The 21,104-nt window shown below is 52.0% G+C and carries 25 protein-coding genes; 13 read left to right on the top strand and 12 right to left on the bottom strand.

The window, feature by feature from the left end; genetic code table 11:
• The first annotated feature begins 379 nt into the window (after positions 1–379).
• On the top strand, positions 380–772 hold the full coding sequence (locus EPA93_RS34295; protein ID WP_207229277.1) for an ArsR/SmtB family transcription factor: 393 nt from the start codon (positions 380–382) through the stop codon (positions 770–772).
• Positions 773–1,043: 271 nt separating this feature from the next.
• Here the strand turns inward: EPA93_RS34295 and EPA93_RS34290 are convergent, their stop codons facing one another.
• The 3 genes from EPA93_RS34290 to EPA93_RS34280 form a co-directional block, all read right to left on the bottom strand.
• Positions 1,044–1,718, bottom strand: coding sequence for a response regulator (locus EPA93_RS34290; protein ID WP_129891830.1), 675 nt, complete (start codon positions 1,716–1,718; stop codon positions 1,044–1,046).
• On the bottom strand, positions 1,709–2,917 hold the full coding sequence (locus tag EPA93_RS34285) for a sensor histidine kinase (protein ID WP_129891829.1): 1,209 nt from the start codon (positions 2,915–2,917) through the stop codon (positions 1,709–1,711). The genes EPA93_RS34290 and EPA93_RS34285 overlap by 10 nt, the downstream gene beginning before the upstream one ends.
• Before the next feature lie 76 nt (positions 2,918–2,993).
• Positions 2,994–4,016 (bottom strand): hypothetical protein, encoded by a 1,023-nt coding sequence (locus EPA93_RS34280; RefSeq protein ID WP_129891828.1) that lies wholly within the window; start codon positions 4,014–4,016, stop codon positions 2,994–2,996.
• 555 nt (positions 4,017–4,571) lie between these two features.
• Between EPA93_RS34280 and EPA93_RS34275 the strand changes: the two genes are divergently transcribed.
• From EPA93_RS34275 to EPA93_RS48670, 7 genes are all read left to right on the top strand, one after another.
• Positions 4,572–5,555 (top strand): amidohydrolase family protein, encoded by a 984-nt coding sequence (locus tag EPA93_RS34275; protein WP_129891827.1) that lies wholly within the window; start codon positions 4,572–4,574, stop codon positions 5,553–5,555.
• 324 nt (positions 5,556–5,879) lie between these two features.
• Positions 5,880–6,041, top strand: coding sequence for a hypothetical protein (locus EPA93_RS48695; protein ID WP_165423588.1), 162 nt, complete (start codon positions 5,880–5,882; stop codon positions 6,039–6,041).
• Positions 6,042–6,145: 104 nt separating this feature from the next.
• Positions 6,146–6,304: a hypothetical protein gene (locus EPA93_RS48690; protein ID WP_165423587.1), complete on the top strand. Its 159-nt coding sequence runs from the start codon at positions 6,146–6,148 to the stop codon at positions 6,302–6,304.
• Positions 6,305–6,433: 129 nt separating this feature from the next.
• Positions 6,434–6,583 carry an FDLD family class I lanthipeptide gene (locus EPA93_RS48685; RefSeq protein ID WP_165423586.1) on the top strand — a complete coding sequence of 50 codons (150 nt, stop codon included), beginning with the start codon at positions 6,434–6,436 and terminating at the stop codon, positions 6,581–6,583.
• A gap of 114 nt (positions 6,584–6,697) precedes the next feature.
• The gene (locus tag EPA93_RS48680; protein ID WP_165423585.1) at positions 6,698–6,859 is read left to right on the top strand and encodes a hypothetical protein; all 162 of its coding nucleotides are present in this window, start codon (positions 6,698–6,700) and stop codon (positions 6,857–6,859) included.
• Between the two features lie 103 nt (positions 6,860–6,962).
• Positions 6,963–7,118, top strand: a complete 156-nt coding sequence (locus EPA93_RS48675; protein WP_165423584.1) for a hypothetical protein — start codon at positions 6,963–6,965, stop codon at positions 7,116–7,118.
• 101 nt (positions 7,119–7,219) lie between these two features.
• Positions 7,220–7,384, top strand: a complete 165-nt coding sequence (locus EPA93_RS48670) for a hypothetical protein (protein WP_165423583.1) — start codon at positions 7,220–7,222, stop codon at positions 7,382–7,384.
• Positions 7,385–7,521: 137 nt separating this feature from the next.
• Here the strand turns inward: EPA93_RS48670 and EPA93_RS34270 are convergent, their stop codons facing one another.
• Positions 7,522–8,151: a DJ-1/PfpI family protein gene (locus EPA93_RS34270; RefSeq protein ID WP_129891826.1), complete on the bottom strand. Its 630-nt coding sequence runs from the start codon at positions 8,149–8,151 to the stop codon at positions 7,522–7,524.
• 310 nt (positions 8,152–8,461) lie between these two features.
• A complete protein-coding gene (locus EPA93_RS34265; RefSeq protein ID WP_129891825.1) occupies positions 8,462–9,019 on the bottom strand; it encodes a helix-turn-helix domain-containing protein in 558 nt (185 codons plus the stop codon).
• 539 nt (positions 9,020–9,558) lie between these two features.
• Between EPA93_RS34265 and EPA93_RS34260 the strand changes: the two genes are divergently transcribed.
• Positions 9,559–10,176, top strand: a complete 618-nt coding sequence (locus tag EPA93_RS34260) for a hypothetical protein (protein WP_129891824.1) — start codon at positions 9,559–9,561, stop codon at positions 10,174–10,176.
• Between the two features lie 573 nt (positions 10,177–10,749).
• Positions 10,750–10,983: a hypothetical protein gene (locus EPA93_RS34255; RefSeq protein ID WP_129891823.1), complete on the top strand. Its 234-nt coding sequence runs from the start codon at positions 10,750–10,752 to the stop codon at positions 10,981–10,983.
• Between the two features lie 503 nt (positions 10,984–11,486).
• Here EPA93_RS34255 and EPA93_RS34250 read toward each other — a convergent pair.
• Positions 11,487–13,592, bottom strand: coding sequence for an APC family permease (locus EPA93_RS34250; RefSeq protein ID WP_242527202.1), 2,106 nt, complete (start codon positions 13,590–13,592; stop codon positions 11,487–11,489).
• 218 nt (positions 13,593–13,810) lie between these two features.
• A complete protein-coding gene (locus EPA93_RS34245) occupies positions 13,811–14,173 on the bottom strand; it encodes a VOC family protein (RefSeq protein WP_129891822.1) in 363 nt (120 codons plus the stop codon).
• 488 nt (positions 14,174–14,661) lie between these two features.
• On the opposite strand from EPA93_RS34245, the gene EPA93_RS34240 reads away from it, so the two are divergent.
• Both EPA93_RS34240 and EPA93_RS34235 read left to right on the top strand, forming a co-directional pair.
• Positions 14,662–15,372, top strand: a complete 711-nt coding sequence (locus EPA93_RS34240; protein WP_129891821.1) for a TPR end-of-group domain-containing protein — start codon at positions 14,662–14,664, stop codon at positions 15,370–15,372.
• A 367-nt stretch (positions 15,373–15,739) separates the two neighbouring features.
• Positions 15,740–16,174: an SRPBCC family protein gene (locus EPA93_RS34235; protein ID WP_129891820.1), complete on the top strand. Its 435-nt coding sequence runs from the start codon at positions 15,740–15,742 to the stop codon at positions 16,172–16,174.
• A 72-nt stretch (positions 16,175–16,246) separates the two neighbouring features.
• Here EPA93_RS34235 and EPA93_RS34230 read toward each other — a convergent pair whose 3' ends face one another.
• Positions 16,247–17,185: a GNAT family N-acetyltransferase gene (locus EPA93_RS34230; protein ID WP_129891819.1), complete on the bottom strand. Its 939-nt coding sequence runs from the start codon at positions 17,183–17,185 to the stop codon at positions 16,247–16,249.
• A 95-nt stretch (positions 17,186–17,280) separates the two neighbouring features.
• Positions 17,281–17,667 (bottom strand): winged helix-turn-helix transcriptional regulator, encoded by a 387-nt coding sequence (locus EPA93_RS34225; RefSeq protein WP_129891818.1) that lies wholly within the window; start codon positions 17,665–17,667, stop codon positions 17,281–17,283.
• Positions 17,668–17,852: 185 nt separating this feature from the next.
• Here EPA93_RS34225 and EPA93_RS34220 point away from each other — a divergent pair, with 185 nt between their 5' ends.
• Positions 17,853–18,320, top strand: a complete 468-nt coding sequence (locus tag EPA93_RS34220; RefSeq protein ID WP_129891817.1) for a hypothetical protein — start codon at positions 17,853–17,855, stop codon at positions 18,318–18,320.
• 48 nt (positions 18,321–18,368) lie between these two features.
• Here EPA93_RS34220 and EPA93_RS34215 read toward each other — a convergent pair whose 3' ends face one another.
• From EPA93_RS34215 to EPA93_RS34205, 3 genes are all read right to left on the bottom strand, one after another.
• Positions 18,369–19,028, bottom strand: coding sequence for a cysteine hydrolase family protein (locus EPA93_RS34215; protein ID WP_129891816.1), 660 nt, complete (start codon positions 19,026–19,028; stop codon positions 18,369–18,371).
• 323 nt (positions 19,029–19,351) lie between these two features.
• The gene (locus EPA93_RS34210) at positions 19,352–19,789 is read right to left on the bottom strand and encodes a hypothetical protein (protein ID WP_129891815.1); all 438 of its coding nucleotides are present in this window, start codon (positions 19,787–19,789) and stop codon (positions 19,352–19,354) included.
• A 59-nt stretch (positions 19,790–19,848) separates the two neighbouring features.
• The gene (locus tag EPA93_RS34205) at positions 19,849–21,096 is read right to left on the bottom strand and encodes a PQQ-dependent sugar dehydrogenase (protein WP_165423581.1); all 1,248 of its coding nucleotides are present in this window, start codon (positions 21,094–21,096) and stop codon (positions 19,849–19,851) included.
• Positions 21,097–21,104: the final 8 nt, after the last annotated feature.

Raw genomic sequence — 21,104 nt, 5'->3', positions numbered from 1 at the left:
ACTCCAAGACTTTACAATTGTGTATCACTAAGTATAGTATAACTCGGCATAGCAAACTTTTTCAGGCTCAACCTGCATCTTTTCGCCCGGTGCCCAGAAAATTAATAGCTTTTTAACACATCCTGGCGCTTTTACTGCTAATCTTCAAGTTTGTGGGGAATTATGTAAATAAGCTAGCTCTTTCTTTCTTCTCACACAAAGATAAACTGCGTATTTAGCTGAAATACGCTTAAAAATCAGGTATAATAGCATGTAAGGGTCTGAAGCGCAAAGCTCTGGAAACCTGCAAATGCGCTAGCAGAGCAAACAATATCGGTGGGGGTTATTATTGGCTGTGCGCAATGAGTTGGAGTTGAGCAAGCCATCTGGAGGGTATGTTATGAACGCGGCTAAAACTGGCCAGATCCGCTCTACGCGAGCACGAAAGCGGCAAGAGCCTGCTACTCAGTTGGAACCTGTTCAGGAGGAAGGCTTGAATTCGCACAAGCAAGAAGCTCATATGCTGGCGAACAGGCTAAAGGCTCTGGCAGATCCAACCCGGATGCAAATCGTGATGTTGCTGGCCGAGCGGCCAGGCAATGTCTGCGTGTGCGATATCACTAACAGCTTCGATCTTGACCAATCGACGATTTCTCATCATTTGCGCCTGCTGCGCGAGGCCGGCATTATTGATGCGGTTCGCCACGGTGTATGGGCCTATTATTTTTTGCTCCCTGGCGCACTGGAACCACTTATCCAATTATTTACACGCCTGGAGCAGCGCGAACAATAAATCTGCATCTCGCGGCCTGATGAAGCAACGCACAGGCCCGTATATGCTTACATTTTCGGAAATGGGCATCTTCTCTGCCTTCGTGGCAACTCCATAAGCCAGGCCAGGGCTGCGATCCTCTCTTGAGCAGACACGAGAGCCTGTCGATTCTGCCTGTGGAAAATCCTGGGGTTTGCCACACTCTATGTGAAGAGGAAAGATAATCTTTTTATGTGGCGAGCCTGTCAACATATGAGATGCCCACGGCTGCCTGCTCTTTAGTCGCTGGCTCTTACTTGACGATCTGCTGCCTGATTGCCAGCACCACAGCCTGGGTACGATCCTCAACGCCGAATTTCTGAAGAATGCGATGCACATGAGTCTTGACAGTGCCCTCCGAGACTGAGAGCAAGCTGGCGATTTCCCAATTTCGCTTCCCCCATGCCATCTGCTGCAAAACTGCGTGCTCGCGCTCGGTGAGAGGTTCAAGCAAAGCTGGCGCTTGCCACTGTTGAGTAGCGTCTTTGTGTTCCTCATGGAGCACTTTCGCCAGGACCTCACCCGAGATCCGACTACGAAACGTTACGCCTCCCTGCGCTGCTGCGCGAATACCATCGAGGAGGCTGTGGGTCTCAGCATCTTTGAGCAGATAGCCGACAGCTCCCGCGCGAATGCCATCAAAGACATATTCCTGAATATCGAAGGTAGTTAGCAGGACCACCTTTGTCTCTGGCAAGAAGGCAAGAATAGCCCTGGTGGCCTCAATGCCGTTGCGCACAGGCATACGAATATCCATCAAAACGAGAGCTGGACGCGTCTCTCGCGCAAGTTGGATCGCTTGCTCGCCGTCAGCAGCCTCGCCGACAACTGTCATATCCCATTGCGCCTGGATGATATAGCGCAGTCCTTGCCGCACAATGGACTGATCCTCAGCGATCACAATCCGAATGGGATCGGTCATAGACATGCACCTCTGGTACCCGGGAGAAGGCTGGCTAGCCTCTCGCTAGAGGGCGCTGGTTCGAGGGGCAAGCTGATCCGAACTTGCATCCCATGTGGCCGCCGCTGCAAGAAACTGCACGATCCTCCCGCTGCCTGCGCACGCTCCCTCATACCCCTGGTGCCAAAGCCGAGTACAAAGCCAGCGGCGTCAGTGTAGGTGCCGTTGTCGCTCACCGTCATAGTGACCTTCTGCTGATCCTCCTGCACCTCGACGGTGACTGCAGTTGCGTCGGCATGACGCACAACATTGGTAAGGGCCTCCTGTAAGATACGATACAGGGTCGCGCTTGTCTCCACGGGCCAGTCTGAGAGGTCATCATCCTGGCGAAACTCAAGCGTGAGCAAAGCATGCGCCGCCCACTGCGAAGCCAGACTACGCAAGGCAGTCAAACCCAGGCCGCGCTCATCCTCGCTCCACTCCCTTACCGCGAGCCGAATCTCGGCCATGGCCTGACGGGCAATCTCTAACATTGCAGGCACGGTCCTGGCTGCTTGCGGAGGATCAGCAGGCAACATAAGTTCGAGCGCCTGAAGCTGAACGATGAGCGCGGTGAGCTGATGGCCAAGTCCATCGTGCATATCACGGGCCAACCGGGTTCGCTCAGCCAGGACTGTGTAGCGCAGTGAGTGCAGGCTTGCTTCTTGCAGTGCTTCATACAGGTGTTGGAGCTCGTGGTGGGCCTGTGCCAGTTCTTGCACATGCTGCTGGCTAAGACGAGTAGCCTCTTTGTAAATGTTGATGGCGCGAATACAGATGTACAAGACAATGGTATAGGCCAGCACTTGAAACACGAATGTAGAAGGATAGCAAATAGCAAACAGTGCAAGAACAGTTATGGCGGCGAGCAGGGCCGCAAAACGACGATATTCCTGCTGCTGTTCCTTGGCCAGAAGCAGAACGAGAGGGATCATAAGGTAGCCATAATAGAGATTGATGCCATAGGAGAGACGGAGGATGCCGACAAGCGCCAGGAGCAAGGCAGTAAGCAACACGTATCTCGTGTGCGTCCACAGGTCCTGGCGTAGCCAGATCATGCACAGGTAGGTAAGCAGGAGGAGGATCAGCACCCCACATTGCAGGGGAACCGGGCGCAGAGAGAAGCCAGAGAGCAGAACGAGGCCACCAATCGTCAGCGAAAACAGGATACGGATGTAGATGCTCATGATGCCTCCTTTGCTCTTCACAGAATACAGGTTTTCTGGTCTAAAGATACACTTCAGAACAGAATGGTGTCAATTGCTATGCTTCCTGCTCTTGTATGTTCACTCTGCGCCGGATCTTCCAGGCCAGATAGGCGAGGGCGAGCAGCGCGAGCAGATCACAGACTCCTTTCCAGATGAAGTCAATGGTAAGCACAATGCCGCTGAAGGGAAAGCCGGCCAGCATGCAGGCGAGGAGCGCGCCAAAGATCAGGGCCAGGCGTTGCCTATCGCCCCAGTCCTGAGCCGCCGACCAGTACCAGATTAGCCATAAAGTGCCCACAGCCAGGGCCAGGATGAGCACAAGGGCCAGCGCGAACGGAAACGCCGGGAAGAGGCCATAGTGCAACAAGAGCGGGGCAAACCAGAGCAAGCCAGACACAAAGGCGACTATGCCCACGAGCCAGGAATGGGGCGCTCTCCTGGTCCTCGTTTGGGCAGTCCGTGAGGATGCAGGCAAAGCAAGCGCGCTGGCTACCAGGATGGCAATGACGATCAGCGCAGCCGTGATAGTGAACAAGGGAGGCTGGTAGTGTAGTCCTGGAGCGTAGATGGTCAGGGCGTGCATCCACATAAACCAAGTGCCGATAGAGGCGAGCAGAAAGACTATCGCAGTGATGATTAGGCCCGTTTTCCCCAACCAGGGATCGTCCCGACGCTCGGGGAAGAGCAGCTCGGCAAGCTGGATGGGCAAGATGATGCTCCAGACGCTTTCGTATCCCACTGCCCAGAGGAGGTAGATCCAGTTGACATCCAGCAAGCGGCCATAGATGTGTTTGGCCGCGAGAAGCGGGACGAGAGATGTTTGTAGAATTACGCATTCCTCGGCAATCCCATAGGCTATCGCCAGCAGCAGCAAAACTGCCCAGCCTTTGCGCTTAGCGCGCACAAACGCACGGATGAGCAGGGCTGCGCAGCCATAGACGCCAACCTCGGAGGGAAACACAAAGAAATTGGTCAAATGAGTTGAACCTTCAAGAACTTCGGCGACAAACGGTGCCAGGATGAGCAAGGCAAGGATCGGTGCGACGCGACGCCACACGAGAAAAAGGGATGAGGGCATAGCTATCTTTTCCTTTCAAGAGATGTTCTGGCTCTTTCCCTGCGAGCATCATAGCCGCTTCGTGCGGAGAGCGCGTCTATCTAGAGATGGATTGTTGTAAACAGTAGAGATCTATCTCCAGATAGAGAATGGAGTAGCCTCATTCTCCCGGGGCGGCCTCTGTGCTAGCAAGAGGAGAAGTCAGGGCCAGGCAACCGTTACATCACTTGAAGGTGCCAGGTTTGCAGTTCTCCACACGGGGATTGTGAAGGGCGAGACGTCGCGAGCAAGCGCATTGCCCTTGACCTGGAGCGCACCGAGATGTGTAACATCCCCAAGCTCTGCCCTGATTCTCTTCTCTTCATCACCGCCGTCAGGCGGCCAAACAACCAGATGTGGAAAGCTTTTGTCAGGTTTGCAAGTGGGGCAGGAAAGAGAACCAGATGTGGTAGAATGAGTGGAGAAGAGCTTTCACAGCAATATTCACCCTGACCGCATGCCGGGTCGAATTGCCTCCAGGAAAAATCCTAAGAAGAAGATATATATCATCTCAATCAAAGAGAAAAGACAAAAAAAATGAAAATCATTGCCCTTGAAGAACACTTCCAAACTGCCGCAATCAAAGAGGCAGTAGAGAAACAGTATTCCGGCCAGCAAGCTAAATTTCCACTGAAGTTAGCTGACCCGCTCTCCCGCCAACTTGGCGATATTGGCGAGGAACGTCTGCAAAACATGGATAAGACAGGTATTGATGTTCAGTTCCTTTCACATACCACACCTGGCCCGGAAACCCTTCCTGCAGCCGAGGCCGTGCCACTTGCTAGAGATGCCAATGATCAGCTCGCGGCAGCCATCAAAGCGCATCCAGAACGCTTTGCCGGTTTTGCCACCTTGCCAACGCCCGATCCTGAAGCGTCGGCGCAAGAGTTAGAGCGAACGGTTCGCCTTCTTGGCTTCAAAGGTGCGATGATTAATGGGCGCACCGGCACACGCTTTCTCGACGATCCCGCTTATCGTCAACTCCTGGAAACTGCGGCGAAGCTTGATGTCCCACTCTACATTCATCCTACAGTACCATCCCAGGCCGTCCAGGACGCTTACTATGCTGGCTTTGATCCAGTTACTAACTTCGCCCTGGCCACCGGCGGCTGGGGCTGGCACATGGAAACTGGCATCCACGCCTTACGCATGATCGTGGCAGGCGTCTTCGATAGGTTTCCAGGCCTGCAGATCATTCTCGGCCATTGGGGAGAAATGATCCCATTCTATCTTGCCCGCGCTACTATGGTTATGGAGACCACTCCGGCGGGCAAAAGCTTACAGCGACCCTTTGCAGACTACTTCACGCAAAACTTTTATGCGACGCCAAGTGGTCTGTTTACAGTTCCACAATTCTTGCTCACCTTGCAGATTATGGGGGCTGATCGCATCATGTACTCAGTCGATTACCCGTACAGGTCGGGCGAGCAAGCCAGAAGGTTTCTTGAGGAGGCGCCAATCAGTCCCGCCGACAAAGAGAAGATTGCCCATCTTAACGCCGAAAAGCTGCTCAAACTCTAGTTTGAGCTCAGTTTTTGCTCAGCTCGGATGTGTGTTCTCACCTGCCCCGTTTATGCCTGGAGTTATATATCCAGGCATCCACTTCTTTTCTTTCCCTCAAAAAGCTCATTGACTGGAATCATGGGAAGCATTCGCCATGAGCCCGGTTCTCACCAAGCATATCTCTCTTGCCTAAAAACGCTTTTTAGCACAAGAACAGCAATGCACATACTAAATAAAAAGAAATATATTACACTATAAATTTGCTTATGATTTTATCATATAAGTAGAGCGTATATTTTTGCTCGTGACGATTCAGCAACAGTTTAAGAAAGGACTTTTGTTATGGATCAAACTCTGAATCTGGAACTACTTGAGCAGGAGCAAGAGGAGCAGCTCTTTGATCTTGATGTTCGCATTACCGAACTCCTGAAGGTTACCCCTGATGGGCCTGAGTTTCCGTCAATATATTGTGAGACAGGTCCTGTTCACTGTAGGACAAAGTAATTTCTTAACTCAAGGGGGTGCGAGGAGCAAGAAGTTCCTCCTGCCTTCCCCAGAGCAGATAATTGCGTCTATTCAACAATAGTTGAAAGGAAAGGACGTTTCTTATGGATCTTACCAAGAACCTTGAACTGCTTGAGCAGGAGCAAGAGGAGCAGCTCTTTGATCTTGACGTTCGCATTACGCAACTCCTGATGGGAACTCCTGATGGGCCTGAGTTTCCTGCGACACTGCATTGTCCTACAGATCCTCATCGCTGTAAGTGAAAGTGACTTCATCACTCAAGGGAGTGGAAGGGACATAATGCTCCCCTCGCCTTCCCCGACAATTTCATTTCTTCTTCAGGATAGGTAATTGCGCCTATTCACTAATAGTTGAACGAAAGGATGTTTCTTATGGACCAAACCCAAAACCTTGAACTGCTTGAGCAGGAGCAAGAGGAGCAGCTCTTTGATCTTGACGTTCGCATTGCCGAACTCATGGAGGATGCTCCTGATACTCCTCCGACAGTGATTTGTCATACAAATCCTATTCGCTGTAGGTGAGAGAAAGTAGCTTCATAACTCAAAGGGGTGGGAGGAACAAGAAGCTCCTCTCGCCTTCCCCAGAGCTGGTGGTTACGCCTATTCAGTAATAGTTGAACGAAAGGGCAATTTATCATGGACCAAACCCAAAACCTTGAACTGCTTGAGCAAGAGCAAGAAGAGCAGCTCTTTGAGCTTGACGTTCGCATTACGCAACTCATGGAGATCAGGCCTGATATGCCTGAATCTCCAACAGCGCTTTGTCGTACAAGTCCTCTCGTCTGTAGGAGAAGGTAACTTCATAACTCAAAAGGGTGGGAAGAGCAAGATGCTCCTCTCGCCTTCCCCAGTGCAGGTGGTTGCACCTATTCAATAATAGTTGAACGAAAGGATGTTTCTTATGGATCTTACCATGAACTTGGAACTGCTTGAGCAGAAGCAAGAAGAGCAGCTCTTTGATCTTGATATTAAGATCACGGAACTTATGAAGGTTATGCCTGATAAGCCTGAAATTCCGACAGCGTTTTGTCGCTCCCGTCTTATTGAATGTGAGTGAGTGAAAGCGTCTTCATAACTCAAAAGGGCGGGAGGAGCGAGAAGCTCCTCCTGCCTTCCCACGCACAACTCTAGAAATGATTGAAATAAAGGACATTTATCATGGACCAGACCCAAAACCTTGAACTGCTTGAGCAGAAGGATGAGGAAAATATTTTTGAGCTTGACATTCGCGTCATAGAGCAACGCTTGAATGATAGGCCGATGGGACCCGACACTTTAACTGTTAAATGCCATTCGGCTCGGCCAAGCTGTTACTGTCAATAGTAGAGTGTAGAATGTGGGGGCGCTCAGGCCTGCATAAAAATCTTGCCCTGATCGTAGCTTGCCCACTCCCCCAATTTGGGACATGTGAAGCGTTGCGCTAGCTTATCTTTGTAGGCAGCAGTGATGAGAAGCCTGGTTTAGCTCTCTGCCTCGGCAGCTCTGTGCAGATCAAAAAAGTATTCAGCATTCATGGTCTCGTACATACTATACCAGGCACCAAGGACCCGGGGAGGATAGGCTTGTAGCTTAGTAAGAATATGGTAGGCAAAATCGAGTGGCGCTAATCCGCTCGCCGTAATCAGATTGCCATCGGTGACGACGGGCTGATATTGATATAGCTCATATCCCTCATAGTTCTCCACAAGGAGGTATTCAGGAATATTACTTGTATGCTGCCTCCCATTCAATAGTCCCGCCTTTGCCAGAGCAACAGTAGCCTCACAGATGGCGGCAACCGGCACATCCTGCTCAAGAAAGGCTCTGGCTTTCTCAACAGCGGCGGCATGCTTACCATAAGGCCAGACAGGACTACCGGGAAGGATGAGCATAGCGCTCTGCGCTGGCGCCAATTCGGCAAGCGTGATATCGGGAAGGATGGTAATGCCACCAGCTGTCGTCACGGGAGCGCTGCTTTCAGCCACGGTTTTTACCTGATAGCGTTTCTTGAGCGTGGGCACGGGAGGCGCGTTAAGCGCTTGCAAGACAAAAGAGGACTCTATATCGCTGAACGCCTCTGCCAGGAAAAGGTGGACAATTCGCAATTCCATCTCGTTGCCTTTCATAACTTTTTCACGTGTCGTTTGGGCTATCTTAGCATAGCGCAACGATAACAGGCAATATTCCCTGATTTGTCCTTAATATCCCTTTGTAGAGGCTCTGGTTTCGCTTCGATCTCTTCCTCACAAAACCTGACTATATGAATTGAGATTTGGGCTTGTCCGCATAAGTCGCTATACTTTCCCGCAAGAAGATTCATCGGAGGAATAAGCTCCTCTCAATCCCGCCGCATTTCACGCTACAGCCTTCCCAGGCTGAATATGTGTACTCTCCTGGTGACGGCGCGCCTTGCTGTAGCGCTCAGGCGTGCATAAAGATGCTGCCCTCGTCGTAGCTGGCGTTCTCCCAATCCAGCACGTCGGCCAGCCGTTGCTTAAATTCCTCAAGAGCTTGCTGGCGCACGGCCTCGTCGGGGGCGACGCTGCTGCGCCAGATCAGGCTAATCTCTACCTGCTGAGGATCTTTTTGACTCCCAGCGATATAGCGGGCAATGGTACCAGGAAAGAGGTGGGCTTTCTGGCGGCGGATCTCGTCAAGGCGCTGGCGAAATTCGCTCAGCTTGCCCGGCTTGATGTGCACAAAGATGCGCGTCTGGAAGAGCGTATTGTCGGCGGGCGAGATGCGCCATTGGGGTATGGTTGTGCGCGGACGCCCCGAGATATTTGGCTTGAAGTTTTCGACATCTTCTACGCGCACAAGAATGATATCGCCGGCTTTGACGCCCGGTATGCGCCCTTCAGTGACATATTCATAAACAGTCTTACGTGCCAGCCCTAGCATTTCTGCAGCTTCCCTAATAGAAACATAACCCTTCAGGCTGGGTAACTCAGCTTGAGATTTAAGTGTATAGTTACTCATTTCTGAAACTTACCAATTGTTACCCATTTATGGCTAATACTCATTTGTTACTATTTATTTTTCCAGCCTTCTGTTACTTATTTACATCGGACAGAATGCGAGTTATACTTTTCACATCGGCCAAGGATGGCCGGGACAACAATGCAAGGAGTGAAGCTGGAAGATAGGGGGGATGCAATTTATGGATGAATAGGCTCGTGGAGGGCGAGCCTAGATAGGCGATGACAGATCAATGTGATCAAGCCTTGTTACGTTACATCATCAGCTAGATAATGCCTTGCCTTTACTACTACTAGCATTTGATCTGTCATCTGCTTATCTATATGGTCGTTACAGACCTATCACAGGCTACAGGGCGGCCATAACCTATTAATCCCGGTCAGGGATGGCTGGGACAACAATGCAGGGAAGTGCAATCTTTCAGTCTCCTCTAACGGAGTGAGCCTATCCATTTTCCAGCAATCCCTTCTTACAGTCTCCTCAGTTGGAGGAGGAGATGTTTGCAGCGTAGTAGTAAGTGTGTTAAGGAGTGTAAACTAATGTTAGCCCCAGATTATCGTGCAAGGCTCGTCAGCCTGCTTATCGTCCTACAGCGCAAAAACTTCAGCGGGCGCGCCAACGCCGTGCTCCCGCTACCATTTTTCCTCTGGCCCTTCGCCTTCTTCCTCAAGCGCAGGCGCAAGTACGCCCACATCTACTTAGATCATGGGCGTCCCTACGCCTACCAGATCTGGCAAAACGGCAAGCTCATCAGCGAGAATGCTCCGGTTGTACGCTTGCTATTACGGGTAGGCAAGCGCCTGTCGTGGTATACTCAGTTTCAGTATCCTCAATCGTCTCAGTATCCTCCTGCGGAGTCGGGAATGGAAAGCCAGTATCCTCCGTTTCAGTCTCCTCCTCCGTTGTTTCAGTATCCTCCTACGGAGCCAGAAAAGCAAATCCTCTTTAGGAGTCAAGCAGTTTCCCGCGAGGAACTTATGAGCTGGGGCCATAGGGAGCGCCAGATCTATTGCTTGGCAAATGGGAGTAGATCCCTAGAACACATATTACGCATTTTATGCGTTCCCTATGCTTATCACTCTCATTATTTTCAGGTTCTTCAATCGTTTCAACATTCTCCAACGAAGTTTAAGCCTCCTTCAAATGATAGAATATAGCTCTGTCAATACTATTGATGAGTATCTTTTGCTCTATTGCCACCTTATGCCGTATAAAGTTAACTCTGTATTTTTGAATCTAACCATTCATATTATACAGTTGACAGCATATTTTACAAAATGTTATATTTTATTTGAAGGTGCAATTTTTACAACTATAATTCGTACGTCACCTAATAATTCGAAGCGCAGCCTTCGCATCTCTACCCAGGGTATTCTCGAAGAAGAGGGAGCCTTATGCGAAAAATATTACAAGCTCTCGCAGTGCTCATCTTGATGCTATCTGCGCTCGTAAGCTGTGGAAGTCAAGTAAGTCCACAGCAAGGTAGGCCTCCCACCGAGAATGTGATCCCATTACAATCGGCTGTAGATGTGCCTTCAGCGTGTCATCCTGGCAAAGTCTATCAGAGTTCCGAGACCGCTCAGGCTTCCCTGGCTGGAATTCCCTGGGCAAAGGCAGAACCAGCTTCCTCCCGAATTATAGCTTATCTCTTTTTTGCTCGCCCGCACACTTTGGGAAGCCGAATCTACCAACCACTTCACGTTGGTGGCAGATCTGTCGATGGAACGAGTATGAAAATTCTTTGGAGTATCGACAATCCACAAGCATCAAAGACCATCGCGATCACCGGAAGGCAGCTTTTAGATCCTCAAATGAAGACCTTCAGCCAAACGTTCCTTTCAGCTGATACCCCAGCCAAAATGTATCCATCTACCATCAATGTTCCTGCGGCTGGATGTTGGCAACTGACTCTTAAAAGCGGCATGACAACGGGCACACTCATCTTTTGGGTACTTGGAAATTAAAGCATGCTCAACCCCATTGGCTCGCTAAGGCTTGTGCAACCTTCTGTAGCTTGCAGGAAAGGCTTAGCTGAGCCTGGTTTTCGTACACAACCTCAGCACCTTGAGCTATCTCATTATGAATTGACGTGCTCTTTATCGAGCTCAATCCATCAATAGAGGACCTCTACAATTGAATTAGCTGCGACCATCCTGGCTTGGGAACAAAAAAGAGAGAGGGCTGAATTCTCTCATTAGTGGTATGCAGACGACGAAACGGTAGAGAGTACGGGATGAATACGACTTCAGCCCTCTATTTATCAGTATACTCGCATATCCAAATTTATTTCTCTTCCCTTCCAATCTCCCCACGGAGCAATAAAAGAGAGGGCCGTAGAAAGTGACGATCGGAACATCTTTCCCAAGCGTAGAAAGAATAGTTGTAGAGTATCTTTAAGCCCCCTCTATTTATCAGTATACTCACATATCCAAATGCCCCTTTTCCCTACTCCTCACTTTGTCCGCCCTCAGCTCAGGTGTTGAGGAAGATTAATCACAACAATACCTGGCCTGAAGAGCAGGGCTGCCTTCAGGCGTAGAGCTGTCTGATTATGCAAGAAATGCTGCCACCAGTGCGCCACCACAAACTCCGGCAGTACAATACTCACCGTATCCTGTGGGTGACGTTCGTGGATCGTATCAATATAGGCAAGCAAAGGACGGATCAGAGAACGATAAGGCGAATCGATGATCAGAAGATGCGTCTCCTCTTCATCCCCCAGCCGCTTTTGCCAGCGCTGCCAGTCTTCGCGCAGAGTTGAAGCCTTATCTGTATCCATGACGATATGTACAGCCGTCACATGTGGCGAGACCGAGCGTGCATAGGCAAGGCTCTGTACGCTGGCGCGATTCAACTTATCAATCGGGACAATCAGGCGATGATGAATATCGCGCGGATGAATGGGCAGATCAATAGTACTTTCCCGCTCGAAGCGCAGATAGTGGCGCCGAATGCCCACAAAGGTTACCACAAGGATCGGAATCAGCAAGACCACAATCCAGGCCCCATCTAAAAACTTCATCGTGGCCACAACCAGCGTCACTATGGCAGTTGTACAGGCGCCAACGCCATTGATGATTATGCTACGCTGCCAGCCGCGTTGCTGTCCGCGCAAGTGCCACCAGTGAACCACCATACCGGCCTGCGAGAGCGTAAAGGCTATAAAGACGCCGACCGCAAACAAATTGATGAGGGCATCAGTATTGCCGCCAAAGCCAAGGATCAGGAGGCAGGCACAGGCGGCCAGGACAACAATGCCCACTGAGAACGCTAAGCGGTCACCGCGAAAAGAAAACTGAGTGGGCAGGAAACGATCCTGTGCCAGCAGCGCTGTCAGGCGGGGGAACCCGGCAAAGCTCGTCTCGGCCGAGAGCGTTAAAATGCCCAGAACGGCTAGGAGAAAGAGCGGCACCAAAAAGGCCCAGGGCCCCTCGTACACGTGCATGGCGATCTGCGCTACCACAGTTGGATTGCTCGCGGCATTGGCCTGAATGCCGTAAGTCATGGCCAGCAGCGTAATACCCAGGAAGAGCACGCCAAGAATACAGGCCATCCAGGTGAGGGTGATGGCGGCGTTACGCGTTTGCGGCTCGCGAAAGACCGGTGTAGCATTGGAAATGGCCTCGACTCCGGTCATAGCGGTACAGCCTGTAGAGAAAGCGCGCAGAACAATGATGATCGTTAGCGGTTCAATGCTCTGGACGGCAGGCGTAAACGCGCCAATTATCGGCTGATGGCGGAAAAGATACGCCTTGATAAGCCCGACGATGATCAGAAGTAAAGCGCTAACTATAAAAAAGTAGGTTGGAAAGGCAAAGATCGTCCCCGATTCGCGCAGGCCTCGCAGATTCAAGATCATCATGATCACAATGAGCGCGATAGCCATGGGGACGATATAGCTGTTCAACGAAGGGAAGAAGGAGATGATGTTATGTACCCCGGCGGCGATGCAGACGGCGACGTTGAGTACATAGTCGATCATCAGAGCCGCAGCCGCCACCAGGCCTGGTAGCACGCCAAGATTCTCGCGCGCCACAGTATAGGACCCACCGCCATTAGGATAGGCCGGAATGGTCTGACGATATGAGGTTGCCACAACGAGCAGCAGGAAGAGAATAACCAGGCTGATAGGCAAAGTAATGCCCAGATTTCCCGAGCCTGCTGCAGCTAGATTAATCAGGATGGCCTCAGTGGCAAAGGCTACCGAGGAAATGGCGTCCGACGAGAGCAAGGCCAGGGCCTTGAATTTCGATATGCGCTCGTTTTCCGCCATCGCCGTAGGGATAGGCACGCCCAGCAGGAAACGCTTGGTGTAATACCAGACGCGCTCTGCATTGCTCTCTGGCTTCTCGACGGCCTCAGTTGCTTCCAGTTCTCCGGCGGCAACGCGCTTAAACTCGCGATCCTTTGGTATCACAACACGGACGCGCAGGTTTCCCAGCGCCCTTCCGCGCAGTTCTTCCATCTTCCCCGGCAACGAGAGATCATAGTCATCTTCATTCGCTTGATGAGGTCGCTTGGAAATATGAGCGTCGGCATTGCTCTTATTCGCCTGCTTCTCTGAATCCTTCACAGAGCTCTCCTTGATTATATATTACATTGATATTGCCTCCTCTTAGACGGCTCTATGTTAAGAGGCAAAGGGAGATTCTGTCAAGGATGCTTGCTGGCTATGTGGACACTTTAGATAGGCGTAAACGTATGAGCTACAGAATCCACGCATTTAAGCCGGGAGGCGCGCAATACACGAAGATGAGGGCACGGTGTGCCCTCACATGCTAGCTTTGGCACTTATTCGGCGGAGATCATAATAAGATTGCCATCGGGATCGTTGATCAGAGCGAAGTAGACTCCAAAGGAGGAGACGAAGGGCGCGCGATAGCTCTCATAGCCGAAGCCAATCATCTCGTTATACTTGGCATCCACGGCGGCGCGCTCATTTAAGAAGATCTCAAAGACGACGCGCGGGTAATCTTTTTCCTCGACCAGCCCGATATTATTCAAGAAGAAGGTTATCTCTCCCTTCATCTTCACGCTGGCGTGTGGCTGTCCATCGCTTTCCGCGGGAAAATCGAAGCCAAGCCGGCGATAAAATTCCAGCGATTTTGCCAGGTCTTTGGGTGTCACGCCTACCATATATAATTCGTTAGCCATTTACTCTCGTCCTTTCACTTCACTGCTCAGCGGCGGGCAAGCGCTTCACCTTGCTTGCCCTTCACTATCGTGCCTCTATGATAGATCGAAAGACTGGCCCTGATCTTGCCTATTCCTGCGTTTTTAAACAAAAACTTGCGCCATTTTGTGGAAAGCACGAACCAGTGAAGGAAGCTAACCTAGCATAAGTTCAAAAGCGAACCTCTTGTCAAAAGCTGCCCATTCTGGTATCTTTCTTTTATCAGTCATGTTTCTCAGCACGAAAGGAGGTGAAACCTATGAAGACGTTATGCAACTCTTTCATCAGGCAACGCACCTGCGAGCGAGAAAGTGACATCAATTTACTTAGTAATGCCTGGAGCCTTGTAGAAGGAGGCTAATTCCACGCTTCCTTGAGATCTGCTTCTGATGTTCTCCTCCCTCAGGTGCCTTGCTGCCAACGTATAAGTGAGACAATTTCAGCAAAAAGAAGTGAGGAAGAACATTTCATGACTCAACATCCTTTTAAGCCCGTGCTCCTTGATCTCTTGCGTCAGGCGCAAAACAGTCAGAATGCCTTTTTCCAGCAATTACCTCCAGCCGAACTTGAGGCAATTGGCACGCCGGATCACTGGTCCGCCAGGGATCATGTAGCTCACCTGACGTTCTGGCGCCAACGCCTCATCCTGCGTGTGCAAGCCATCCTTGACAAGAAACCGCAGCCTCCATCCCAGGACTATACGCAAGTCAACCCGCTCATCTTTGAGGAGCATCGGCACCGTCCCTGGTCCACGCTTTTCGCGGAATCTGAGGCGGCCTATGCCCGGCTCATTACGCTTACTGAACAGCTCTCCGAGGAAGATTTGACCGCCTTCAATCGCATTAACTGGACTGATGATGGAGAGCCGTTTTATAGCGCCTTCATGAGCAGCTGCTACGAGCATACCCAGCAGCATCTAGCACAGTACTCTCTTGATCGTCAGGATCTCGAACAAGCGACAAATACCTATGAGACCTGGGCCAGGAGAGTAATCGAGGCCGAGGTGCCAGAACGCTTGAAAGGCATCATCTACTATAATCTTGCCTGCTTTTACGCCTTGCAAAGTCAGCTGGGAAAAGCGAGGGCAGCCTTGCAACAAGCTTTCACGCTGGCTTCTTCGCTAAGAGAAATCGCCCTGAGCGACCCTGAACTAAGCGCCCTGCGTCCCGATTTCTCTTAATCCTGTAGAGGAGCTCTTAGTTTACTTATGAGCTCCGGCCAGGATCTGCGGACCACTTACAAGATGGCTTCGCAGATCCCAGGCTTTCCCGGTGAACTTATATACCAGACTTTGACATTACATGACAAGGCCTGAGAAGTTTCTAGCAGCTTAAAGATCTGAGCACTGGCGGAGCAAGCCAAAGCTTTGCCCTTTCAGACGCAGGAGCAAGCTTTTTCCAGACCAAACGCTTTGCAGAGCAAGAAGCCGATAGTTTCTGCGCTCAGGGCCGCGTATACTCTCCACAGGAAAACGTGATTCATTCTATCCGCCAGGAGCTTAAACGCCTGGTTTTGAGCGGGTACATAGAGCAAGAAGGAGAGCAGCGATGGCAAGAGCATATTATAGTACAGTCTTCGAGCAGCCAGCCGAACAGATCTGGAGCATCGTACGCGATTTCGGCAACTACGCGATATGGGGCGAGGGCTGCGGCGAGAGCCATATTGAGGAAGGCAAGACAGGCGAGAGCGTGGGAGCCGTGCGTAACATCCGCAACGAGAAGAGCGTGATTCGTCAGCGCCTGCTCGCTCAATCGGACCGCGAGCGCACCCAGACCTATGAGTTCTGCGAACCGCTACCCTTCCCCATCCGCAATTACGAGGCGAGCATACGCGTTACGCCCATCACCGACAGCAAGCGGGCCTTTGTGGAATGGTGGGCAAGCTTCGACTGTGAGCCAGGCGAGTACGAGCACTGGACCACCTTCTTCAGCACTTCGTTCGCCGGCTGGCTGGAAGCCCTGCGTCAGCGCGTATCCCAATAAGCCAGCTATGGCATATGCAACAGGCAGGGCGAGGCTACTTCCGCGCAGCTGAGATCGTCCCGGCTACAAGAGTTAAGCAAGATCAAAGGCCACAGGCCAGAGCGCCCGTCCGAGCAAGCGCTTCCCTTCCCTTACTCCGGCCATATAATCCTCTAGGGGACCGGGAACAAGCGAGCAAGCCATAGCCCAGGACTCACTACTTACCGTAGCCTGGCCCAGGGCTGGCGCCAAAGCCGAGGCGGGATGCAGAGGCAAAGTATATATTGTGCCTGGCTCCTGTCCTCCAAATTGATGAGCTATGCTGGCGAGCATGGCATGGGCCGTCTCAGCGTCGCGTGCAAGAAAGATGCGTGGATTCGTTGGCTCGGCGCTATGCACACGCGTATAGCCAACCACCTGGTCGGCGCGCAGAAAGACCAGTGCCCGCACAGCCGGGTCGGGACTGAGCCAGGCCAGCAAGTCGGGCTCAGGGGCAAAGACCATATCCACATCAGCCTCTTCGCGCTGCCACAAGGCACAAAGCGCGGCGACATCAGCTTGCTGCGGTGGACGCACCGTGAGCGGCTCCCCTTTATCGGCGGTGAGAGATAGTTCTAGCCGAGCCAGCCCAAAGGCGTGCATCTGGTAGCCAAAACGAGGATAATAGGTAGGATGCCCAATCAGCACGCTTACAATATAGCCCTTTGCAGCAGCCAGGCGGTGACCTTCCCTGATGAGCTGTCCCCCAATGCCCTGACCCTGGTAAGCCGGAGAAACAGCAATGGGCGCAAGATTCACCGCGGGCACCAGCTGGCCACCCAGGCTCATTTGATAGGGCGAGAACAGAACATGCCCAACAACCTGCCCGTCGATCTCTGCCAGCAAAGAAAGCGCGGGATCAAAGGCCCGACGTTGGCGCAACAGAGCAACGATAGCAGGCTCGCCCGCACGATTACCAAAGGCTTGCGCGTGCAAGTTCCCGATCTGAGAATAGTCTGTGACGCGCTCAGGCCTGATCTTTATAGTTGTCATTTCTGTCACCTACAAAAGCCTTTCTCGATACCTTAGATTCAGCATAGCAGAAACAGGCAAGCAGTGACAAACCACAACAGAGGGCTACGCAGTGCTCAGCCCTGGGAGTTGGACACCAGAGCATGTTGTTCTAGTATAGAAGCGACATGAAGATGCTCCCGACCTTGCTGCTCAAAGAACTGCTCACCCCATTCGGCCAACTTACACACTACGGGTTCCAGACTACGCCCCAGTTCGGTCAGCGAATACTCAACTTTGGGTGGCACCTGGGCATACACCTTGCGCTCAAGAATGCCTGCCTGCTCTAGCTCGCGCAATTGCATAGTAAGCATTTGCTGCGTTGCTCCGGGAATCAAGCGGCGTAATTCGCCAAAGCGTTTGGTGCCACTGAGCAGCCACCAGACGATCATTAGTTTCCACTTTCCTCCCACAATAGAGAGCGTGATCTCGACCGGACAAACAATGGCCTCTAACTCCTTCATGACGCTGCTCCCTTCTCGATAGTATGGTTTTTATGACTATATCAGAAAAAATTGTGTACTTGTTCGCCCCATCCTTAACATGTAATATTCATTGTAACAGTTAGAGCAGTGCCTTAGCAAGGACCTGTCAACCTGTTTACCTGAAGTTATCTCATAAAGTTCACAAAGTTTAGATAAGGGAGATCATGATGCAAGCAGTGCGAATCATCTCTTTACTCACACGCCTGGCTTTGATGGCGGTTATGGTGCTGGGCCTGCTATTCTGGCTGGCCCAGATTGCCGTTGTAGGCACCTTTGTCGGGAGCGGCTTGCAAACAGGCCTGCGCTACGTGCATATAGGTTTGGGAATTATAGGGACGGTTGGCTTGCTGGGATTGGCAGGCATAGCCCTTTTCAAGCGAGGAACCAGAGCTCTGGCGGCAATTGGCATACTCTATGCGCTGATCATGCTTGCCTTCGGGCTCACGCAGATGTTCATCCTGTCCGGCAATCTGCACTTGATAATCCAGCTCGCGCACTTGCTCGTTGGCATTGGTGCTATGTACCTGGCCCGCGCGATCGAGCGGCGCTACCAGGGTTCCAGAGCGCAAAGCCCCGAGCGCGCCGTTGCTAGAAGTACATCGACGCCGGCGCTTCAGGGACCGGAGGGATAGAGGAGCCATCCCTTGAATGTTTTCGCTATATATGAGCTGCCAGTACAACTAAGATGAAAGCTCAGTAAGGATCTCTTCAAGGGCGAGAACTCTGGCAAAGCCCTTACGCAAGACTTGCAATTCGGGCTGCTGCATGGCAGGATCATCGGTAGCCGTGATGTCGCTACCAAAGACTACCTTGAAACCACGCTCATAGGCCTGCCTTGCCGTAGTCCCACAACAGAAGTTGGTAAGCGTACCACAGATAATTACCGTGTCTTTATGCAGATTCTTAAGAATAGTCTCCAGGGGAGTATCATAGAAAGCCCCATACGAGGGCTTATAGAGCACAATCTCGTCTTCCTGGGGAGCCAGCTCGGACCAGATGGTGCCAGCGCGAAACCAGGCAGCATCCTCCTCCGCATAGCGATTGGGCATGAACGGTCCAGCTAGCGGGCGATCAAGATAGTGATGCGTTCTGGCAAAGGCTGTATAAATGACGGGCACACGATAGGCACGACAAGCCTCTAGCAGGCGTTTAATTTGGGGAACCTGTCTGGTCGCTTCAGGAACCCAGAAGGGGGTCCAATGAGGCTTTACGAATTCATCCTGCATATCAATAACAAGCAAAGCACAATTAGCTCGCTCTATCTCGAAGGTCGCGCTGCCTTCTTGATAAGCACGACGGGCTAGGGCCAGAACTTCCTGTTCCGAAAAAGCTTTTGTCACAAGTTCGCTCCTTTTTCAGCAAATACACAGCACGGAGTATAGCAAGAAGCTGCAGAACAGTACAGCGATGTTTAAAGGAAGACTGGCATTTTTCCTTCAATGCTTGAGGGAATTTTATTAAGCACTTTTAGCACTGAAGGCGCAAACAAAGGCTCATCCGTCTATGCAGTTCTATAACAGGCAGGTATGAGCTCAACAAGTACCAATCATTGTGCTGGCCGCCCGCGAAGCGAGCCAGCCTTCTCAGAAGGGCGCCCAGCCCTTGGAGTGTTGTGCAGAAGGTTGCAGGCAGAATCGACGAAGCAATTCTGCTTGCACTATGTTCACACAACCGGAAGAGTCGAGGTCTGCTTTGAGGCTTGCCTGTTTCCCTCCAATCTGGGACCACGGTAACGCCGCTCAATTTCATAAGTCAGATAAATTGCACCAATCCCGATCAGCAAATGGGCGATCTGTACAAGCCAGTGCAGGCTGCCAGCAAGGATTACGGCCTGCACTAGCCCAAAGGAAGGCAGGACCAGCGCGCAGAGTATGCCCACCGCCGCCAGGGATCTGGCTTCTCTCCTGAAGATAGCGCTGATTGCCAGAACCAGCAAGCCTATGTCACCAAGCACTCCCAGCCCCATATGTAGATTTCTCAGAATTGGTTGTGCGGTGCTCCCCATGATACCGGCCTGCGCTAGCCAGAACACCAGGCCCAGAAGCAGGACAGCCACCAGGGCTACACGTGTAATGAGTGAAGTGATACGTATGGTTTGCATGACGACCTCCTATTTTGTCGAAAGCTCTTCCTGCCTTCCCAGGCAAGCCAGGAAAAGGCCTAGCCAGTGTAAGTCACGCGATAAATCAGCCCTGCCGCGTCATCGCTCACATACAGCGCTCCATCTGAGGCAATAGCCAGTCCTACGGGCCGGCCACGTCGCTCGCCACTATCGTTAAGCCAGCCGGTAATAAAATCCTGCGGCGGCGCAGAAACGTTGCCCTGCCCATCCAGGGGCACAAAGACCACCTTATAGCCGGTGAGCTGCGAGCGATTCCAGGACCCGTGTAAGGCCACAAACAGGCCGTGATACTGCTGCGGGAATGTCCCCTTCTCGTAAAAAGCCAGGCCGAGCGGGGCCGAATGGGCCTGGATCTTTACCAGCGGCTTAACAATGCCATGGCAAGAGTCGCTATGTCCATATTGAGGATCGACAATGTTACCAGCATGGCAGACTGGCCAGCCATAATCACCGCCCTCGCGCAGGGCATAGACAGTCTCCGGAGGCACATCATCCCCCAGCATATCGCGCCCGTTATTCGTAGCCCAGATCTGCTTATCCCAGGGGTTGAGCGCCAGGCCCACAGCGTTGCGCAAGCCCCTAACATAGCGTCGCCCGGCGCTGCCATCCAGGTTATAGACCCAAACTGAGGCCCGGTGCGCATCCTCCTCGTTGCAGACATTGCAGGAAGAACCGATTGAGACATAGAGCTTGCTATCGGGTCCGACAAAGACTGTACGCGTCACATGCGCTCCCACAGTCGGCAGATTGGGCACAACTACCTCGCGCTTTGTCACATGATATTGGTCATCCAGCGTAAGGCGGCTGACGCGGGAAGTCTCCCCGACAAAGAGCATATGTCCATAAAAAGCTACGCTACTGGGCTGATCTAACCCACTGACCACCACGCGCCGAGTAACAGCCTTCCCGCTCTGCTGCGGATCAGCGAGAGCCACAATACTATTGGTCCCTCGCTCAGCCACAAACAGCGTTCCATCTTGCGCAAAGGCCATAAAGCGGGGATCAGTGAGCCCCGAAGCCCAGACCTCGGCGCGAAAGCCCGCCGGCAGCTTGAGCGTGGCAGCCCCTACAGTGCCGCCGGCATTGCGCGCCTGACCAATCGCTTCAAGGAGCATAATTCCCACGCGGTTGCCAAGGGCAATACGCTGTTGAGGATAGATAATAGCGGCCAGACCAACCAGCAAGACGAGCAGCCCGCACCCGACAAGAATGGCTGGCCGGATGCGGCGCTGGCGTTTTCCCGCTGCTAAGCCTTGTGTAGAAGTGTTTGCTTGTTTTTCTTTCATAAGCTCGC

It is taken from the genome of Ktedonosporobacter rubrisoli, from assembly GCF_004208415.1.
GTDB classification, from domain to species: domain Bacteria; phylum Chloroflexota; class Ktedonobacteria; order Ktedonobacterales; family Ktedonobacteraceae; genus Ktedonosporobacter; species Ktedonosporobacter rubrisoli.
The sequence above is the reverse complement of the archived record's forward strand: the minus strand, read 5'-3'. Positions and strand labels throughout refer to the sequence as shown.

Coding starts and splice junctions, on each gene's coding strand:
- EPA93_RS34270 (WP_129891826.1), bottom strand. CDS start 8,151: ATGGAATTGCGAATTGTCCACCTTTTCCTGGCAGAGGCGTTCAGCGAT.
- EPA93_RS34255 (WP_129891823.1), top strand. CDS start 10,750: ATGAAAATTCTTTGGAGTATCGACAATCCACAAGCATCAAAGACCATC.
- EPA93_RS48670 (WP_165423583.1), top strand. CDS start 7,220: ATGGACCAGACCCAAAACCTTGAACTGCTTGAGCAGAAGGATGAGGAA.
- EPA93_RS48680 (WP_165423585.1), top strand. CDS start 6,698: ATGGACCAAACCCAAAACCTTGAACTGCTTGAGCAAGAGCAAGAAGAG.
- EPA93_RS48690 (WP_165423587.1), top strand. CDS start 6,146: ATGGATCTTACCAAGAACCTTGAACTGCTTGAGCAGGAGCAAGAGGAG.
- EPA93_RS34280 (WP_129891828.1), bottom strand. CDS start 4,016: ATGCCCTCATCCCTTTTTCTCGTGTGGCGTCGCGTCGCACCGATCCTT.
- EPA93_RS34295 (WP_207229277.1), top strand. CDS start 380: ATGAACGCGGCTAAAACTGGCCAGATCCGCTCTACGCGAGCACGAAAG.
- EPA93_RS48695 (WP_165423588.1), top strand. CDS start 5,880: ATGGATCAAACTCTGAATCTGGAACTACTTGAGCAGGAGCAAGAGGAG.
- EPA93_RS34265 (WP_129891825.1), bottom strand. CDS start 9,019: ATGAGTAACTATACACTTAAATCTCAAGCTGAGTTACCCAGCCTGAAG.
- EPA93_RS34210 (WP_129891815.1), bottom strand. CDS start 19,789: ATGCAAACCATACGTATCACTTCACTCATTACACGTGTAGCCCTGGTG.
- EPA93_RS34220 (WP_129891817.1), top strand. CDS start 17,853: ATGATGCAAGCAGTGCGAATCATCTCTTTACTCACACGCCTGGCTTTG.
- EPA93_RS34275 (WP_129891827.1), top strand. CDS start 4,572: ATGAAAATCATTGCCCTTGAAGAACACTTCCAAACTGCCGCAATCAAA.
- EPA93_RS48685 (WP_165423586.1), top strand. CDS start 6,434: ATGGACCAAACCCAAAACCTTGAACTGCTTGAGCAGGAGCAAGAGGAG.
- EPA93_RS48675 (WP_165423584.1), top strand. CDS start 6,963: ATGGATCTTACCATGAACTTGGAACTGCTTGAGCAGAAGCAAGAAGAG.
- EPA93_RS34290 (WP_129891830.1), bottom strand. CDS start 1,718: ATGTCTATGACCGATCCCATTCGGATTGTGATCGCTGAGGATCAGTCC.
- EPA93_RS34260 (WP_129891824.1), top strand. CDS start 9,559: ATGTTAGCCCCAGATTATCGTGCAAGGCTCGTCAGCCTGCTTATCGTC.
- EPA93_RS34225 (WP_129891818.1), bottom strand. CDS start 17,667: ATGAAGGAGTTAGAGGCCATTGTTTGTCCGGTCGAGATCACGCTCTCT.
- EPA93_RS34240 (WP_129891821.1), top strand. CDS start 14,662: ATGACTCAACATCCTTTTAAGCCCGTGCTCCTTGATCTCTTGCGTCAG.
- EPA93_RS34235 (WP_129891820.1), top strand. CDS start 15,740: ATGGCAAGAGCATATTATAGTACAGTCTTCGAGCAGCCAGCCGAACAG.
- EPA93_RS34285 (WP_129891829.1), bottom strand. CDS start 2,917: ATGAGCATCTACATCCGTATCCTGTTTTCGCTGACGATTGGTGGCCTC.
- EPA93_RS34245 (WP_129891822.1), bottom strand. CDS start 14,173: ATGGCTAACGAATTATATATGGTAGGCGTGACACCCAAAGACCTGGCA.
- EPA93_RS34205 (WP_165423581.1), bottom strand. CDS start 21,096: ATGAAAGAAAAACAAGCAAACACTTCTACACAAGGCTTAGCAGCGGGA.
- EPA93_RS34230 (WP_129891819.1), bottom strand. CDS start 17,185: ATGACAACTATAAAGATCAGGCCTGAGCGCGTCACAGACTATTCTCAG.